Consider the following 18,270-nt stretch of genomic DNA (forward strand, 5'->3'; position numbering starts at 1 on the left):
AATGGAATCTATCGTGGTCGTCCAGCTCCTTCTGGAACATATACTTGGTATGCTGATGTCTTGTTTAAAGATGGACATACAGAACAACTTAAAGGTAGTGTTATTCTACTTAGGTAAAATACTTGCCATATAATTTTAGAAATTAGCGCCCAAAACGAAAATCGTTTTGGGCGTTTTTATATATTAATATACCTATCTAACTCTCATTGACAAAAATCAATATATTATAAATAAAAATAATAAATAAAAGAACCTTAAAATAAAGTCTTTGAATAAAAACGCATCTTAAAATATCTTTATAATATCATTTTTACTCTGTAAGAATATTTGCTAATAATTACTAAAATTCATAGGGTTTCATTTTAGTGTGAAGGGGTTGTCTTGTGGGGAGACAATCCTTTTTTATTAAATTTTCGTCTCTTCAAAAAAATTCACGGCACCTAATTGTTTTGTAACTAAAGGAACAAATGGTTTTTTGAATAACATTGGAGCCAATAAATTTCTAATCCACATCGAAAATTTAGAAGAAGGCAAATAAGAGCCTATATTCTTGACGGCTTTCTTTTGTAATGAGTGAATCAATGGTCTTAATTCTTCTTCAAATTTTTGATATGCCACCTTATACGCCCCATTTGATTCTACTAATTTTTGAGCCAATAAATAAGCTCCTGTCATTGCCATGGAGGCTCCTTGTCCAGATAATAGAGTGACACAATATGCAGCATCTCCAATTAATACTGTTCGCCCTTTTGCCCAACTTCCATTAATTCTAATTTGAGCAACTTCATCAAAATAAATTTTATCTAGTTTCGCAGCCGTCTCTAAAATTTCAGGTACTGGATGGGAAAAGGTTTTAAATTCGTTTTGGAGTAATTGCACTTGTTCTTGATGATTCATGCGAGGTAATCGCTCTTCTTTTTTGAAAACGAAAACACTAGAATTCTGCTCCAAAGTAGCTTCATCTATAGTATACGTCATAACCTGTAAGTTAGGAACCATCATTGCCAAAACCTCTTCTTTTTTTATTTCCAAAGGCACATTATGTTCTAGTGCAGCTACATAATATCCCAAGAACAGTTGTTCTACATTCTTAGCATCAAACACTAAGTTTCGAACATTTGAATGAATACCATCTGCCCCAATTAATAAATCAAACTGCTCTTTTTTTCCTCCATCAAAAGTTACCCCAATGCCATCAGTATTTTCTTCTACTTCATGAATGGATGTCTTGTAGCGCAAATCAATTACTCCCTTCACTTTTTGGTACAACACATCTACCAAATCTGTCCTCAAAAAATTGAATAGTTTGCCTTTTTGAGAATCTCTAAAAGCTGAAATATCCAATGTCATACTTTTCTTGCCTTTATCTGTATATTGTTTGACAATGGAAGAACCATGATCTTTTTCTTTCAAGGCATCCAACAATCCCATTTGTTCAATTACATGTACTCCAGATGAAAAAAAGTCAATCATATACCCACCATCTCTCAAACCACTAGCCTTTTCTACAACAGTAGGTTTGAAACCATTCTCTTGTAAAAAATAAGCCAGCGTTAATCCAGCTATACCTGCACCAGAAATTAGGATTTTTTTATTTTTCATTATTATTAATATTTAGTAGTTAGCTACACTCCTGCATGTTTTTAATAGACTAATGACTATACTTGCTCACTAAGTATTTTTCCATTTCACCTAACAAAACATCATCTTCTGTTGTAATATATTCTAATGTAATTCCATCCAAAGTAGCGAGTAAAATCCTAGCCTCTATATCTGATACTTGCTGAGCAGGATTCATTAAGAGATGTGTAAAAGTATCTAACAACTCTACTTGCTGTTTGCCTAGCATCTCTTTGACAATTTGGGGAGTTTCTGGATGTACCACCAATAAGGTGCATAACCGTATAAGATCCTTTTTAGACTTCAACATTTGGAAATAGACTTGTAGTAATTGATCCATTTGTAAAGTTTCTAGATCCATCAAAGATTGTGTCATCTCCCCCAATGTTTCACCAACAACTGCCCTTAATAGATCTTCTTTGTTCTGAAAATGATTATAGGTAAGACCTTTGGATACCCCTGCCTCTTTTGCAATTTTACTTATAGATGTCTCTGTATATCCATGCTTTGCAAATAAATTCAAAGCTGCGTGTATGATTTTTTCTTTTTTTGTCATGCTTATTATTTTTATGACTGACCGTTCATTCATAAAAATAAAACAAAAATAGAAAGAAGTCAAGTTAGTTCAACTAAAAAAATAAAAAACCTATTACTAGCCCATCACAAAAACATCAAAATCAAACTATTACAAGCTAAAAAAAGTCCACTTTCAGATTTCCTAACGAATTATTTTGACTTTTTATCGAAAAAATTTGATTGCGATGTAACTTTTGAGCAATCTTATGGCACTTATAGATGTACGGACTTATGAAAGAGCATAAGTCCTTAAACAAAAAACTGTTCAATTCGCTACATGAATCATCACCAAAAACAACAATACTTTTTACGGCTTTATGAGCCGAATCATACCAAGTTGTTGCGTTACTGCGAGTCTATTTTGAGAGACCCTGTTAATGCACAAGATTTGGTTAGTGAGACAGTATTGATAGCTTATGAGCAATTGGACAAGTTAAAAAAAGAAGCATCCTTTAATTATTTTTTGTTTGGTATTGCGCGCAACCTAATTCGTCGTCTGCAGCGACGCAAAAAATTTTGGGGTTTATTTAATACAGAACAAGCTGAAAAAATTGTTGCACCTACTAGCCCAGAGCTAAATGAAGATGTACAGTTATTATATCAGGCATTAGATCGCTTACCAGCCGCTCAAAAAGAAGCCTTAATTTTATTTGAGATATCTGGTTACAACATCAAGGAAATTGCTGAGATACAAAACAGTAGTATTTCTTCTGTCAAGGCAAGACTGGCACGAGGACGACAAAAATTAGGTAAAATTCTGTCACCAAAAACAACATTAGCTTATGAATAAGAATTTGGATCATTTGTTTGAGCAAGCTCGGAAGTCTATGCAATCGGAGATGCCACTCGAAGAGGTGCAACAACTTATTCATGCCCAAGCGTCACCATCTTTATGGACTAATCAAAAAATTTGGATTATGAGTACATCGATTATAGGTATAATAACTATTGGCATTGTTTGTTGGTTCAACCCTTCTAATACACCTACGCCAATTTCTGAAACGGAGACCACAACTAAGCCTCCTCGTGTAGCAGAACATCACATATCTGCGCCTACTCCCCCAAATACTATTGTATTGCAAGATGCTATTCCTGATAATATCCCCCTGCCTATTATTACTAAGGTAGACCATCCGTCAACTCCCATTCAACCTATACAATTAACTTCTCTAGAGCAGACTCCTGAAATTCCATTGTTGGCTCAAAAAGTTGATTTCCTAGATTCTCTGGGACCGAAAAAAACGTTTACAGAATATACATTAGAAATTCGGAAAGAGAATTCTGAACAAGAAATTCAAAAATTAAAAACAGAGCTTGCTAATTATGGGATCCATATGGATGTAAAGATTCTGAATTATGATAATAATAACAAAATCAAACGATTCAAAGGGCAATTTAAAACGGATAGTTTGTTTTGTGGTTCTAGCATGAATAACTATGAATTTGATATTAGTGGTTCTTTTAAATCCATGGAATTTATCTTTAGAGTTGCTGAAAATAAAAATTTAAAATACTTGAAAATTCAGTCTGAGAATTTTGAGGAAACAATAGAATGCTATGACGATGAAGTTATTTCTAGTACACAAGAAGCTCGGAAACTAAGACATCAAATGCACGAAGAAATGGCTAGAGCCCAAAGAGAGATGGCCAATGCTCAACAAGAAATGGCCAATGCTCAAGTTGAGATTGCTAGAGCAAGAGAGGAAGTTGCTCGATTGAGACACAGAGAACATTCTAAAGCAAGAATGAGAGAATTGGAACGCCTAGAAAAAGTAGATTGGGATAAAATCGAAGCTGATATTGAAAAAGCAATGCAAGAAGTAGAACTTGAAGATATTGACGATGAAATCAAAGACGCTTTGGATGATTTGGATGTTATTATCCTTGATAAAAACTTCAAGGATGACATGAAAGCCCTACAAAAGGATTTAGCTAGAATGCGCATTGACCTTGATCGAGAAGTTAGAGAAAAACTAAAAGAGCGTCTCCATAATCACAACCGAACACGAGTCTACACAGTACCTAGTCCTGATGAGCCAGTTATTATTGTTGAAAAAGAAAAAGCACCTGCGGCTCCAAAATTGGAAAAACGTACTGCCAAAGAATTAAAAGAGGAGGCTAAAGCGATGGAAGAAGCGGCTAAAAAATTGCAAAAAGAAGCTAAAGAAAGACGAAAATTGGCAAAGAAAAAAGCCAAAGAAAAATAACCATAACCAACCAGGGATTGCCCAAACCAACTCAATCCCCCAAATAAAAACCGTACTTTAATAACAGTTTTTTGAGTGAGGAAATGTGAGCTATTCCTTGATTTTTGTACCATTCTGTTGAGTAATTGCAGGAACTTTAGGGTTTATTTTAGCGGATTGAGCACCTAAAGAGAAGGAAGATTATTCTACTAAAATTAATCAAGATAATAGCTCACTGCTCCTTTGGTAAACGGAATATTTTACTTCAATTAAAGAGTAATGAATTCGCTTCAAGCAAAAGAGAACCACAATTTTGCTAGAAGGGCAACAAAAGGTTGCCCTTTTTTTTATGGTATGCACAAAGCTTGTAATTCTGCTCGTGTCCCCACAAATACATTTTTATCTACATAACCTACAATTCCTTCGAGTTCTTCCGTATTGCTATATTGCCAAAACAACCAATTTATATCTTGAGGTGGTTCTTTTCGATTATAACGAGCAATCCAAACAGGATGATCAGGGAATGCTCCTTTTAGATGTTGTTCATAAACTTTTAAGGAAGTATATATTATAGGTCTTACTTGATAATGTTCCTCTACAAAACTTAACCAAAGTCGCACTCGTTCAATCAAAGTCGGCATACTCACATTCTTAAAATCTTCTACATCCAAAACTGGTGGCAAATCCCCCTTGCTTAACTGTACTTGTTGCGTAAAATTTTTGATTTGCCATTCAATACTAACATTTGGTCTAAAAAAATGATACGCTCCTCTTATTAAGCCAACTTCTTTGGCTTTTGACCAATTGTTTTCAAAAATTGAATCTTGATAATCTGTACTTTCAGTAGCTTTTATAAAAGCAAAATGTATCTTATCTTGCTGTGCAACTGTTTCCCAGTCAATAATTTTTTGATAATGAGAAACATCAATTCCTTGTATTTTATACTGGTCGGCATCGTGCGTACAGGATATCAGCATAAAAAAAACGAGGCATAAAAAAGAACTATATACAAGTAATTTAAACATTCTGAAAAGGTGGGGTTATTTGAATTAATGACTGTACGTGTTCAGCAGCAGCTTGATACCCTCCTGCTCGTCTAAGAGCAAGATTCATCTTTTTTAGGTGTTGGGGTATGATCTTGTTTTCCATTAGTTGTGCCGCAGCTTTTCTGAGTTTGGCTGCCGTCAACCAATATTTACTTAACCAAATTCCTAATTGTTGCTCATGTATGGCTTTCGCAACCATAAATTGATCCGATACTTGAGGAATGACAAGCATGGGAACTTCAAAATAGATTCCTTCGTGTGCACTGTTCATCCCTCCGTGAGTTACAAATAAAGAAGCTTTAGACAAGACCTCTAATTGAGGCGCATAGTTACAAATAATAAAGTTATCTGGAGCCTCAAAATCTTCTATTCTCAACTGGGTACTAATATTCATCACGACCATGTAGTCGGTTTCTGCAAAGGCTTGAATACACTTTTGATAAAATGCTTTATCGGATAAAATGGATCCTAGAGAAATGTATATTATGGGTCTGTTTTCTTTTTCTAATTTATCATAAGGAAAACTTTCGTCTTTTGGGGTGCTATGCACATTTATGGTAGCCCCTGAAAAAAAATAATTATCAGGAAACAATTCTATTTGAGGTTGAAATTCTTTTGCTGTAAACACCACACAAGGGAGTTCTAAATCTCCTACTAGAAAATCATCTAATTGATGAATCTTATAAGGAGTATAGGTCTCTTTTAAGACTTTCATACTACGCCCTATCCTTTTAATCTGCCCAAAAGTTTTAATAGGTGTTCCCAACATTTGGAGTTTAGAATTAGGTGGATCTTTCAAACCTCTACGGATAGCAAAACAAGGACAAAACACAACGATTGGCAACGCTACTTGCTCTGCCACCAAACGCCCCCATACAGCGAATAAATCAGTCAGTACATAATCGTATTCTTGCTGTTTTATCTCTTTTAATAAGTAAGGCATTACCACTTCTGTCGCCTCTAATAGATCTGCAAAAAAACCTAACAAGCTAAAGTTCTTTAGAGTCGATTCAGCTAGTAACTCATGAGGCATTGCTCTAAAATTGGCTCCTGTGGCTTCTATTTTTTCTCGAAATTCCTCAGTACAATAATAATCAATTACAGCTCCCTTTTCTATCAACTCCTTAACAACAGCCAACGTTGGATTGACATGACCATGTCCTGGGATGTTGAAAAATACTCCTTTAGATTTCATATTCTATTTAATATTAAATTAATACGTGAAGTCGCATTAGATATTGGGGTTTTAGTATTTTGCGTTTTCCCTTTTCTTCTTTCTAGCACCTCTACAAGATCATTTTCACAAAACATATCAACCTAATTATCAACACTATACAAAAATGACTTCTTTTTTAAGTTATTAATTCCAAAGCACTCAAAAATCTCTAAATCAATACTCATTTAGAATTTGAAAAAGGCCCTCTTGCACCTCATGACTTAACTCTGCTAGCCCCTTTCTATAGAACAAAAGAAAATATAAGACTAAAACTAAACTAATATACGACTGTTTTTAGGTCTGGTCTTATATTCCCTCATATTTTATCTAATGCAAATTTCTTTCAAGAAAAGAATCAACCATTATTACAAATCATCAAACCATACAGCTATGAAAACGCTATTAATTTCCCTTATTGTAGGAATTTCCCTCGCTACCTTCTCTAATGCACAAAATGTTGGAATTGGCACCCATACACCTGCCCCTAGCGCAAAAGTACATATCTCAGATCCCAATAGAGGTCTCTTATTACCTCACGTTTCTCTGGTTGCTGTTACGAATACGACCACACCTATTAATATGCCTGCTACGGGGCTCTTGGTTTGGAATACAAATCCAACGGTAACGGGTGGTAATGGCACTGGTTTTTATTACTGGAACGGCAGCTTATGGACACCTTTGAAATCTAATGCAGGAGGTAACAATGGGCTTAGTTTAGTTGGCAGTAATATTGAATTAGGAGGAAACTTGACGCATGGAACCACTGTCAATTGCAATGGAGAAGCACTTACCTTTGAAGATGCCTCTGGAGACTATGGATTTAACATTACCAATGGTGCTACTATTTTTGCTTTGATGTATGGAGATAACGCTAGTATTTGGTGTGGCTTAAATGAATTGAGAATTGCCACTCCTGACATTGGTGCCACTGCAATGGTAGGCCAAGTTTTACAACTTCGGAATGCAACAACAGGAGAAGTTCGTTACACCTCTTATCAGTTCCCTATTGGGAATGGTAGTAATGGACAAGTTTTGACAACTGACGGTTTGGGCAATCTTACATGGCAGCATATAAGCAGCACTACAGGGTGGCAATTAACTGGAAATACAGCCACCAATCCAAGCCTCCATTTCTTGGGGACTACAGATGCCAATGACTTGGTGTTTCGAACCAACAATACAGAACGAGTACGTATCCTCGCAACAGGAAGGGTCGGTATCAATACTACACCTAATTTTTCTGCTCAATTACATGTAAATGGCAATATTATGATTAACAGCGACCAACGCTTGATTGTCGATGGTAGCAATTTTGATAATTGGTTATACCACGATAGTGGTTTGAATGAACTTCGCCTAGAATCTCCTTCCGAAACGGTTCATGTAACAGGAGATGTTGCGAGAATTTCGACAGGTACTGAAAGTATTTATCTATCAGGCGGCTTGGGTGGTCGTTCTTCTATTGGTGTTAATACCCTAACTCCAACTTCCTTATTCGATATTAATGGTAATAATGGTTATAACCAATTCAGATTATGACAATCGTACACCCCTACTAATTCCTCTGATCCCAATGGCAATACAGGGGATATTAGTTGGGACAACAATTATATCTACATTAAAACAAATTTAGGTTGGCGAAGAAGCTCATTAACAGCCTTTTAGTTTTTAAGCAGGAACCTCATCTTCCAAACAATCTACTACCGCCTTATTTTTAACTTTTCTAACGATAAGGCGGGTTCCTTTATCATAAAAGAAATAAGACCATGCCCAATTCACAAAAACAACTAATCTAGAACGAAAATCAACCAATAACATCAAGTGAACAAACATCCACATTAGCCAAGCAAACCAACCTCCAAATTTAAGCCGCTTCATATCGACAACGGCTAAGTTTCGCCCAATCGTTGCCATTGTTCCTTTATCTTTATAAACAAAGGGTAACATCTCCTTTTCTTTGGCTAAGCGGTTGAAGTTTTTGCCAAGGTGTACTCCTTGTTGTACAGCAACAGACGCCAACATTGGATGCCCATAAGGCAACTCTTCTGAAGTCATCGCAGCCACATCTCCTATCGCAAAAACATCTTTATAACCATTTATTTGATTCCATTCATTGACCAAAACGCGCCCCATGTTTGTAGTTTGACTAGCATCTAACCCAGCTGTTGGTGCCCCTTTAACTCCCGCTGTCCAAATCAATGTCTTCGCTTTAAACGTCTCTTTGTTGGTATATACCGTTGTTCCATCATAATCTTGGGCTCGTATGTCCAACCAAACATTGACCCCCATTTTTCTAAGGAAACGTTCTGAATCTGCCGATGCTTTTTCGCTCATACCAGGTAGCAAACGATCGGCTCCTTGGACTACATGAATTTGCATTCTTCTAATATCCAAATCAGGATAATCCTTGGGCAAAATATACCGTTTTAGTTCTGCCAAAGCACCAGCTAGTTCTACCCCAGTTGCGCCCCCACCTACAATAACAAAATTCATTAAGGCATCCTGTTCTTGTACATCCGAACTATTCAACGCTTTTTCAAAATTTTGCAGAATAACCGAGCGCAAATTTAAGGCCTCTACTAAGCTTTTCATAGGCATCGAATGCTTCTCTACATTCTCCATTCCAAAGAAGTTAGAAACGGCACCTGTTGCCATCACTAGATAATCATAATCTAATGTCCCAACGGAGGTGTGCAATAGTTTTTTTTCGGCATCAATCTCATGGACATCTGCCATCCTAAAATGGAAGTTTTCTTTTTTGTTGAATACTTTCCGAATGGGATAAACAATAGAATCAGGTTCTAAACCAGCACTGGCTACCTGATACATAAGAGGTTGAAAGGTATGGTAATTATTTTTATCAAAAAGAACTACTTGATATTGGTTGGTATTAATACTCTTGGCTAGTTTTAGCCCTCCAAATCCACATCCAATAATAACAATTCGAGGTAAATCTCTGTGTGGTACATTCATGCTTTTGCAATTTATTTTAGTGGGGATTAGGGCTGGCTATTTTCTTTTCTTAGAGAACAAAAGATGGTGCTTTTTAGTTCTTTTGTAATGCTGAAAATCAATTAATTTTTAACCAAAACACACTTTTGTATAAATGCCTGAACTTCGTCTGCTGCTTTCTTAAAACCGCCCGCCGTTCTCAAAGCCTTACTCATGCGTTTTAAATTGCTTTTAATCACTTGATTTTCCATTGTTTCCTCTACCGTTCTCAACAGTTTTTTTGCCGATAGTGTCTTGTGATTTAACCAAACGCCCAACTGTTGTTCAACCACTTGTTGTGCTACTAAAAACTGGTCACCAAATTGTGGTAATACTAATAACGGCACTTCAAAGTAAATCCCTTCGTGTGCACTATTCATACCTCCATGCGTTATAAACAAATCTGCTGCTGCCAACACTTGCAATTGGGGGGCAAAATTACAAAGTATAATATGTGACGGAACCTGAAAGTCTGAAGCATTTAAATATTTACTAATATTTAAAACAATCAAAAATTTAGAAGTTTTAAATGCTTCTATACACATTTTAATAAACTCCTTTCGGACAACCACTGACCCTAAAGATATATAGATGATTTTTCTATTCTCTGGATTGTTTATAGAAAAATTAGAATCGGATATTCTTGCTTCTATGTCAATATTAGGTCCTGTAAAAAGATAGTTAGAAGGAAAAAGTTCGGACTGAGGTTGAAATTCTTTTGCGGTAAATGTAATACAAGGTTCGCTTACTTCTGCACTCAAAAAATGCAATACATTGACAGAAGGTACGCCATATTTTTTTTGTATTTTTTTATAAATTGCAAACAACCGCACGCCATTCTTCAATGATCGCCCCAGACTCTTTATTAATTGTAATTTAGAATTGGGCGGTTCTTTCATTTTTTGGTGCAATGCAAAGGAAGGGAAAAACAAAATTAAAGGCAAATTCAACTTTTCTGCCAACAAACGTCCCCAAGGCGTGTACATATCTACCAACAGGTAATCATATTTCCCTTTTAGAATAATGGCTTCTATTTGTGGCAACACCTCATAACAGGTCTCAATCAAATCTGCAAAAATCTCCAACAAATTGACGTTATCATTGGTAACATGTACCAATTCATCAGGGAAAGGGATAAAATTAGCTCCTGTGTGTTCTATGGCTGGTCGAAACTCCTCTGTACAACAGTAATCAATTTGTTCCCCTCTCGCTACCAATTCCTTTACCATTGGTAAAGTTGGGTTTACATGTCCATAGCCTGGTATATTAAAAAAAATCCCTTTCGCCTTCATCGTATTTTATGGTTATAACTATTCCTCCACAGACTCTATCAAAATATCCAAAATAGCACTAGCCGCTTTAGCAATGACAGTTCCTGGACCAAATACCCCTGCTACACCTGCTTCGTACAAATAATCGTAATCCTGTGCAGGAATAACACCACCAGCAACTACCAAAATGTCTGGGCGTCCTAATGCTTCTAGTTCCCCTATAATTTCAGGAACCAATGTTTTGTGCCCACCAGCTAAAGAAGATACGCCTAAAATATGAACATCATTTTCTGCAGCTTGTTTTGCGGCCTCTTTAGGTGTCTGAAACAAAGGTCCTATATCTACATCAAAGCCCAAATCAGCAAAACTAGTAGCGATGACTTTAGCACCTCTGTCGTGCCCATCTTGCCCTAATTTAGCTACCATAATACGAGGACGGCGCCCTTCCAAGCTAGCAAACTGATCAGCCAAAGCTTGTGCTTTTTTAAAGTTATCATCCATTGCAATTTCTTTAGAGTATACACCAGAAATAGATTTAGTATTGGCTTTGTAACGACCAAAAGCAACCTCCATGGCATCTGATATTTCTCCCAAGGTAGCACGGACACGCGCAGCCTCTACTGCCAAGGCAAGAAGATTGCCTTTTCCTGCTTTTGCAGCAGCAGTAATTTTTGCTAAAGCCGTTTCTACCGCCAGAGTATCTCTTGTTGCTTTGATTTCCTCCAAACGCTTGATTTGAGACAATCGTACGGCCTTGTTGTCCACCTCTAAAATATCTAACGGATCTTCCTTCTCTAATTGAAAAACATTGACACCGATAATTTGATCTTTTCCACTATCAATGCGAGCTTGTTTACGAGCAGCAGCTTCTTCGATACGCATTTTAGGAACACCAGTTTCAATTGCTTTTGCCATTCCCCCCAACTCTTGCACCTCTTGAATATGCGCCCAAGCTTTGTGTACCAACTCATTGGTCAAATATTCTACGTAATGAGAACCTGCCCATGGGTCAATTGCCTTGGTTACCTTTGTATCTTTTTGTATATAAATCTGCGTATCTCTAGCAATTCCAGCTGAAAAATCAGTTGGCAAAGCAATCGCTTCATCAAAAGAATTGGTGTGCAATGATTGTGTTCCTCCCAATACAGCAGCCATTGCTTCTATGCAAGTACGAGCTACGTTATTAAATGGATCTTGCTCTGTCAAACTCCAGCCCGATGTTTGGCAATGCGTTCTTAACATCAAGGATTTTAAATTTTTAGGCTCAAATTGTTGAATCAATTTTGCCCACAGCATTCGTCCAGCACGCATTTTAGCAATTTCCATAAAATGATTCATCCCAATTCCCCAAAAGAAAGACAAACGAGGCGCAAAATCATCTACTTTTAATCCTGCTTTTAACCCTGCTTGGATATACTCTAGCCCATCCGCCAATGTATAAGCCAATTCAATATCTGCTGGCGCACCAGCTTCATGCATATGATAACCACTAATAGAAATAGAGTTAAACTTCGGCATGAATTGAGACGTATACTCAAAAATATCAGCAATGATTCGCATTGAGTGAGCAGGTGGATAAATATACGTATTACGCACCATAAACTCTTTTAGAATATCATTTTGAATCGTTCCTGCCAATTTCACTTGATCCACACCTTGTTCTTCAGCTGCAACAATATAAAATGCCATAATAGGCAATACAGCTCCATTCATCGTCATGGATACGGACATTTGATCCAAGGGAATTTGGTCAAATAGAATTTTCATATCCTCAACGCTATCTATGGCTACTCCTGCCTTTCCAACATCACCAACAACACGTTCATGATCAGAATCATAACCTCTATGAGTTGCCAAATCAAAAGCCACCGACAAACCCTTTTGTCCCGCAGCTAAGTTTCTTCTATAAAAAGCATTACTCTCTTCTGCTGTTGAAAAACCTGCATATTGACGAATAGTCCAAGGACGTATGGCATACATCCCTCCATAAGGACCTCCTATATACGGAGGTAAGCCCGAAGTAAACTGATGGTGTGGAATATCTTTCGTATCCTTTTCCGTATAAATTTGTTTGAGGTCTATTTTTTCAGACGTTTCCCACTGCTCTTTTCCTTCAACAGTAGGGTTACAATATTTAGACGGCTTGGTAATATCTATTTTTGAAAAATCTGGTCGATTCATATCCTTGATATTTTTTTTCCAAAGGTACACTTTTTTATAGAAATTTGAATGGGAATTCGCGTCTTGCTTGTCTAGATTTTCTATAAAGAAAAAGCCCACACCAGAATACATCTGAATGTAGGCTATTGTGAGTTCCTATCCTAAAAAGGAAACTTGTCATAATATTTATTCTTTCACAACTCGAATTGTTTCATTGGTTGTTGCGGTTTGGATATTTACCATATATAATCCTTTTGGAAACTTACCTAAATCAATACTAGTGTTAGAATCTGTAATATTTAGTTTTTGTGCGACCAAAGCACCTGCAATGTCGTATACTTTCACTGCTTCAATTTGCCCTCCCTCTCTAATTAGTTCAACCAAACCTGTTGTTGGATTAGGAAAGGCAGTTAAGGTAGCAGCAGAATTGAATATTGACAAATTATCACCCATTGCTGTTCTAGCACTTCCTCCGTTGCCACTACAAGAACTATAGTCTACATTATTTGTTTCACTTCCTACCAATCTCCAAACACAATCGCTGCCTCTATACCATGCAGTAATCGTATAAGAGCCTACCAAACCATAGTTATTAATAAGAGGATCTTTTCCAAAATTTGGAGAAAAATTAATCTTATCCAATGCTTGATAAGGTCCTTGTGTAGCTATTGAAGCGGGTAAAGGTGCTGCCCCAGGATAAGGATTGGCTGTAAATTCCCATTTATATTCAATTCCAGGAAGTGCAGAAGCGATTGAAAATTCGTTTTTAGTTCCATCGCAATAACCATCAGGTACATTTATCTTTACCTTATTCATAAATACAGGATATATTTCAAAGTTTTTGGTGTAATTTCTTGCCGTACAACCATTGTGCGCTACTACTCCTATCGAAAAATCACTGGTAATAGCAGCCCCTGCTGGCTTATCGAGAAAACCTTGTACGGCATTACTTGTAATAGGATCCCCATTAAAAGTCCAAGTGTAAGTACTAGCGGACGTTTTATTACCATCTTTTGCTTCGGCCAAAATAGCCCCTACACACAGAGAACTACTAACAATTTCAATATCTGTTAAATTAGGTACCAGACGAACTCTTGGCGTAATCGTTATATTTGTTGTATAAGAGGCATGCAGACAGTTAGGTGTATATACTAATTCTCGAACCTCAATATCTCTGTTTCGGTTTGTAGGCTGCACCTCTATGGCATAAGCCCACCCCGTGGGAGACACTGAAGTAGAAACGGTAGCAGCAAAACCAACTCCATTTCCAAGATCAATAGGAGCTGCTCTCCATCCTGCTGAAGTGACTTGAATGCTATTTCCATAACAAGCAGTCGGGTCTGCTTCTAAATATAATGTGTATCGGCTATTAATGTCACAAGGTCTCGAAGATTCTACTACTGATAAATGTTGTCCAAAAACGCCAAAACTAATTCCTAAAAAGCCCAATAAAAATACGGCTGTTAACATGTTTTTCATTTTGATTCTTTTTTAATTTAGATTTTAAATTTATTTGTACGAATAATCGTGGGGAACGATATTTCCTTTACAAAATATGCTATAGCGAGGTTAATCTGTATTGGATTTATATTACAAAGGTAGATTAGCCTAGTGCAGAAAGCAAGTCTCAAGCAAGGACTTGTACATCATGTTCAGTAGCGAGGATAAACGGGTTATTTTGAGGTACAATTGGACAGTCTTTTTTTTGCTGTTTTTAGCATCTACAAAAAGTAAGAGGTATCCTTTTTCAAGAATACCTCCTACAAGAGTTTAAATATATTGGTATAAGCAATATTTTAGAGCGACAATAATTTTAACAACGTCTTCTTTCTGCTTCGCGCAACATCCAAAATCACTTCGTTAGAAAGCACCACCTGTCCTCCTCGTCCTTTTAGGTAGCTCTTTAAATGAGACAGGTTAATTAGAAAAGATTCATGAATCCTAAAAAAACCAAATGGCTCTAGTTTTTCTCCAAAGTATTTCAAATTGCGACTCACCGTAATTTTTTTGCCATCTTTTAAATAAAATAACGTATAGTTTCTATCTGCTTCACAATAAAAAAGTTCGGAGATAAATAGGATTTGAAATCCTTTGGCTATCGGAAGTGCAATTTTACTATGCTGATTTTGAAGGTTGGTAAAATCCTTTGGCAAAAAATAGATACTCTCTTTTACAGGCTGCTGAGTTTCTTGTTTGCCTTTGAAGCGTTCTATAGATGCCTCCAACTCGTCTATATCAATTGGTTTTAATAAATAATCTAAGGCTGATAGCTTTATGGCATCAATGGCATATTCACTATAAGATGTGGTAAAAATAACATCAAAATCTATTGTCTCAAACTGCCTCAACATAGCAAAGCCATCCATTTGGGGCATTTCCACATCCAAAAAAATCAGATGAACCGTTTCTTTTTGAATCAGCTCAATCCCTTCTCTAGCTGAAGATGCTTCTCCAACAATTCTAATTTCGTGTTTATATTCCTCTAACAAAACCTTGAGCAAGGTTCTTGCTGCGGGTTCATCATCTATAATAATAACATTAATCATTTTTTCTTATTTATTAGTAGTTAGCTACGCTGCTACTTCGTGGTCGCTGATTAGCTTTGTTACTCCCTACGGTCGTGAGCTCGCATAGCTCGGTTCGCTGCTACTGCGTGGTTTCAACGAACTATTAATTGGTTAGACATTATGTTTATTGATGATAGGAATTTCTAAATCCACTTTTGTTCCTTCTACCTCCTGCTGTGCATTTTTAATATCCTGAATACTAAACCTTAATGGAGTATTATATCGTAACTGAAATAACTCCAAACGGTTTTTGGTTACTTCGATTCCCATCGATTCATGTTGTTTCGTTTTCTGTTGTTTGATTTGCTGTGCTCGTTCGCGTCCAACTCCTGTATCTTCTATTTGGCAAACAATTGAATTATTGTTTTTGTGCACACGAATAGTAATCTTTTTTTGTACTTCTTTTCTTCTATTCATAACACCATGCCAGATAGCATTTTCTACAAAGGGCTGCAATAACATGCTAGGAACCATTAATTCTTCATTCGAGTCTAGCTCATTGATAATTTCAAAATCAAAAGCATTTCCCGTTCTCAATTGCTCCAACTCAATGTACAATTTCAAGGCTTCCAATTCTTCTTTTAAAGAGATGCTGTCCTTATTCGATTGCATGAGTATCAAACGCATTAATTTGGTAAACTTAGCATGGTATTTATAAGCGACTGTAGGTTTTTCAGATAGAATAGTTGCTTGCAAAGAGTTAAGAACATTAAAGAAAAAGTGGGGATTAATTTGAGCTTTTAAAGCTTTTTGCTCCAATTCCATGATTCTAAATTGATGTTGTATCCTCTTTTGTCGATAGAGCAACCAAGCAATACTTCCTAACAACAAAATTAAAAAAACAAGCCCTATAATAATAGACTTATTCCGTGTGTTAAGTGCTTTAGTAAAGGCGATTTCTTTAGCTTGTATTTCCTGATTTTTAGCCAATTCCAAGTTGGCTAATTTTAGTTTTTCAGAATCGTATTTTATTTCAAAACCCAAGATAGAATTTTGTGTCATTCTATCTTTCATTTTATTTTCTTGGGCTACTTTTAATGCTTGATAAGTATAAGCTTTTGCATAGTTTTCTTGCTGCAAATAAAAATCTTCTAGCCTCTGATAAGTAGCTACTAAACGATCTACCACACCAAGTTTCAGCGCCGTTTTTTCTGCTTTGTTGTAATAATATAAGATTGAATCTCTATTATTTTTCTGGGTATAAATTTTCCCTTTAGCTAAATAAATATCAAGTTGGCGAAACAACCAATCTCTATATCTTGGAGCAATTCTGTATGCTTTATCTAAAGAATCTAGAGCGGCTTGATAATCATTTCCTTCGTCTATAATAAGATTGGCTAAACTTATCAGTGAATTAGACACATTGTCATATCTACCTCTTTGATAGGCAACAGTTAACGACTTTTGAGCATAATACTTAGCACTATCTATATTGTTCATATTCTTGTAGGTTTGGCTCAAGTTTACATACAAAGCACTTAAAGGAACAATTACTTGAACCGTCGAAACCCGATGCAAAGACAGATATTCTGGTAATTTTTCGGCTATTTCAATGCTCTTTTTGTGCCAATTGAGTGCTTTTTTATCATTACCGATTGCTCCAAACTCCAAGCCCAATTGCTCGTAAGAAAGCAAAATAGCAAAAGAATCTTTTATACTTTCTGCAATTTTTAAGGTACTATCTAGATAAACAATAGCCACTTCATGTTCCCCCAATTCACTATAAACTTGCGCTAACGAAAGCATTATTTTAGGTATCAGGTGTTTATTCTCTAAATCAGCATGATAACAATTTAAAACTTCATGACCTATTTCTAGTGCTTTCTTAAACTCCCTTTGCTCCCTAAATAAGGTAACCACGTAATCTTTTGCCCACAATGTTCCCTCATTACAAGGAAGGTGATTTATTTTATTACAATACACCACCATTGAATCTATATTCTGTTGCCTATGAAAAAGTTTGATCAAATCTTTATACATATTGGCTTTTGCATTGCTCGGGCTAAAACTTTCGTCAAAATCCTCTTCAGAAACATCATCTACTAGCTCTAAGGCTTCTTGAAAAAAGGAATAGGCTTCTTCATTTTTGCCCATTGCTTGATAAAGCTTTCCTTTTAGTGATTTGGACGCTAATAGCCTTCGAGGATTTTTTAATTTAAGACAAAGTTGATACACACTATCAGCATACATCAATGCGTCTTGAAACTTTCCACTAATAGCACTCTTTTGTGCCAGCATATTATAATGATCAATGCTTTTTATCCATACTGAATCTTGCCCCAAAGCACTAACATAACTCGCTAAAAAGAAAATAAATAACAAAATAGTTTTCATAAGACTGGAATAATTGGAGTAAATATTGAATGTAATACCACTATTGATTACATTTTTTACTATTGAGAATAATGGTTAAGTAATCGTTTCTTAACCTGACGGATATGGTCCACCTACTTAGGATATAGCCAAATACTATTTGATAGTAGTTAGCTGCGCTGCTACTACGTGGTTTCAACGAACTACTACTATTAATGTTTGAGAATTTACCCTTTGGGGAGAATACGATTGATGGGTATTAGAGCAGAATGAATTCTTTGTGACTTCTTTCATTGACGCACGGACAGGCTTTATAGATCGATT

The 18,270-nt window shown here is 36.2% G+C and carries 13 protein-coding genes; 3 read left to right on the forward strand and 10 right to left on the reverse strand.

From position 1 onward, the window contains the following. Positions 1-405: 405 nt before the first annotated feature. Positions 406-1,602, reverse strand: a complete 1,197-nt coding sequence (locus CG11_RS19170; RefSeq protein ID WP_052598454.1) for an FAD-dependent monooxygenase — start codon at positions 1,600-1,602, stop codon at positions 406-408. Positions 1,603-1,651: 49 nt separating this feature from the next. Continuing rightward, positions 1,652-2,176: a TetR/AcrR family transcriptional regulator gene (locus tag CG11_RS19175; protein ID WP_052598455.1), complete on the reverse strand. Its 525-nt coding sequence runs from the start codon at positions 2,174-2,176 to the stop codon at positions 1,652-1,654. A gap of 297 nt (positions 2,177-2,473) precedes the next feature. On the opposite strand from CG11_RS19175, the gene CG11_RS19180 reads away from it, so the two are divergent. Beyond that, the gene (locus CG11_RS19180; protein ID WP_052598456.1) at positions 2,474-2,986 is read left to right on the forward strand and encodes an RNA polymerase sigma factor; all 513 of its coding nucleotides are present in this window, start codon (positions 2,474-2,476) and stop codon (positions 2,984-2,986) included. Further along, complete coding sequence (locus tag CG11_RS19185; protein WP_052598457.1) at positions 2,979-4,403, forward strand: hypothetical protein; 1,425 nt, start codon at positions 2,979-2,981, stop codon at positions 4,401-4,403. Before CG11_RS19180 ends, CG11_RS19185 begins: the two co-directional genes overlap by 8 nt. A 326-nt stretch (positions 4,404-4,729) precedes the next feature. Here CG11_RS19185 and CG11_RS19190 read toward each other — a convergent pair whose 3' ends face one another. Further along, a complete protein-coding gene (locus CG11_RS19190) occupies positions 4,730-5,407 on the reverse strand; it encodes a glycoside hydrolase family 25 protein (protein WP_052598458.1) in 678 nt (225 codons plus the stop codon). Beyond that, complete coding sequence (locus tag CG11_RS19195; protein WP_052598459.1) at positions 5,400-6,623, reverse strand: macrolide family glycosyltransferase; 1,224 nt, start codon at positions 6,621-6,623, stop codon at positions 5,400-5,402. The genes CG11_RS19190 and CG11_RS19195 overlap by 8 nt, the downstream gene beginning before the upstream one ends. Before the next feature lie 411 nt (positions 6,624-7,034). Here CG11_RS19195 and CG11_RS19200 point away from each other — a divergent pair, with 411 nt between their 5' ends. After that, positions 7,035-8,183 (forward strand): hypothetical protein, encoded by a 1,149-nt coding sequence (locus CG11_RS19200; protein WP_052598460.1) that lies wholly within the window; start codon positions 7,035-7,037, stop codon positions 8,181-8,183. A 129-nt stretch (positions 8,184-8,312) separates the two neighbouring features. On the opposite strand, the gene CG11_RS19205 is transcribed toward CG11_RS19200, so the two are convergent. The 6 genes from CG11_RS19205 to CG11_RS19230 all read right to left on the reverse strand — a co-directional run bounded on the left by CG11_RS19205 (position 8,313) and on the right by CG11_RS19230 (position 17,967). Continuing rightward, positions 8,313-9,617 carry an NAD(P)/FAD-dependent oxidoreductase gene (locus tag CG11_RS19205; RefSeq protein ID WP_052598461.1) on the reverse strand — a complete coding sequence of 435 codons (1,305 nt, stop codon included), beginning with the start codon at positions 9,615-9,617 and terminating at the stop codon, positions 8,313-8,315. 101 nt (positions 9,618-9,718) lie between these two features. Then, entirely contained in the window at positions 9,719-10,927 is a 1,209-nt protein-coding gene (locus CG11_RS19210; RefSeq protein ID WP_052598462.1) for a macrolide family glycosyltransferase, read from the reverse strand. 18 nt (positions 10,928-10,945) lie between these two features. Next, positions 10,946-13,087 (reverse strand): methylmalonyl-CoA mutase, encoded by a 2,142-nt coding sequence (gene scpA, locus CG11_RS19215; protein ID WP_072011008.1) that lies wholly within the window; start codon positions 13,085-13,087, stop codon positions 10,946-10,948. Positions 13,088-13,252: 165 nt separating this feature from the next. Further along, positions 13,253-14,545 carry a T9SS type A sorting domain-containing protein gene (locus CG11_RS19220; protein WP_052598463.1) on the reverse strand — a complete coding sequence of 431 codons (1,293 nt, stop codon included), beginning with the start codon at positions 14,543-14,545 and terminating at the stop codon, positions 13,253-13,255. 317 nt (positions 14,546-14,862) lie between these two features. Next, positions 14,863-15,612 carry a LytTR family DNA-binding domain-containing protein gene (locus tag CG11_RS19225; protein ID WP_052598464.1) on the reverse strand — a complete coding sequence of 250 codons (750 nt, stop codon included), beginning with the start codon at positions 15,610-15,612 and terminating at the stop codon, positions 14,863-14,865. Positions 15,613-15,744: 132 nt separating this feature from the next. Then, positions 15,745-17,967 (reverse strand): tetratricopeptide repeat protein, encoded by a 2,223-nt coding sequence (locus CG11_RS19230; protein WP_052598465.1) that lies wholly within the window; start codon positions 17,965-17,967, stop codon positions 15,745-15,747. Positions 17,968-18,270 lie beyond the last annotated feature (303 nt).

Source organism: Aureispira sp. CCB-QB1, assembly GCF_000724545.1.
In the GTDB taxonomy this organism is placed as follows: Bacteria; Bacteroidota; Bacteroidia; order Chitinophagales; family Saprospiraceae; genus Aureispira.

Excerpts from the sequence above, each read along its gene's own strand:
- CG11_RS19170 (WP_052598454.1), bottom strand. The coding sequence starts at position 1,602 with ATGAAAAATAAAAAAATCCTAATTTCTGGTGCAGGTATAGCTGGATTA.
- CG11_RS19175 (WP_052598455.1), bottom strand. The coding sequence starts at position 2,176 with ATGACAAAAAAAGAAAAAATCATACACGCAGCTTTGAATTTATTTGCA.
- CG11_RS19180 (WP_052598456.1), top strand. The coding sequence starts at position 2,474 with ATGAATCATCACCAAAAACAACAATACTTTTTACGGCTTTATGAGCCG.
- CG11_RS19185 (WP_052598457.1), top strand. The coding sequence starts at position 2,979 with ATGAATAAGAATTTGGATCATTTGTTTGAGCAAGCTCGGAAGTCTATG.
- CG11_RS19190 (WP_052598458.1), bottom strand. The coding sequence starts at position 5,407 with ATGTTTAAATTACTTGTATATAGTTCTTTTTTATGCCTCGTTTTTTTT.
- CG11_RS19195 (WP_052598459.1), bottom strand. The coding sequence starts at position 6,623 with ATGAAATCTAAAGGAGTATTTTTCAACATCCCAGGACATGGTCATGTC.
- CG11_RS19200 (WP_052598460.1), top strand. The coding sequence starts at position 7,035 with ATGAAAACGCTATTAATTTCCCTTATTGTAGGAATTTCCCTCGCTACC.
- CG11_RS19205 (WP_052598461.1), bottom strand. The coding sequence starts at position 9,617 with ATGAATGTACCACACAGAGATTTACCTCGAATTGTTATTATTGGATGT.
- CG11_RS19210 (WP_052598462.1), bottom strand. The coding sequence starts at position 10,927 with ATGAAGGCGAAAGGGATTTTTTTTAATATACCAGGCTATGGACATGTA.
- scpA (WP_072011008.1), bottom strand. The coding sequence starts at position 13,087 with ATGAATCGACCAGATTTTTCAAAAATAGATATTACCAAGCCGTCTAAA.
- CG11_RS19220 (WP_052598463.1), bottom strand. The coding sequence starts at position 14,545 with ATGAAAAACATGTTAACAGCCGTATTTTTATTGGGCTTTTTAGGAATT.
- CG11_RS19225 (WP_052598464.1), bottom strand. The coding sequence starts at position 15,612 with ATGATTAATGTTATTATTATAGATGATGAACCCGCAGCAAGAACCTTG.
- CG11_RS19230 (WP_052598465.1), bottom strand. The coding sequence starts at position 17,967 with ATGAAAACTATTTTGTTATTTATTTTCTTTTTAGCGAGTTATGTTAGT.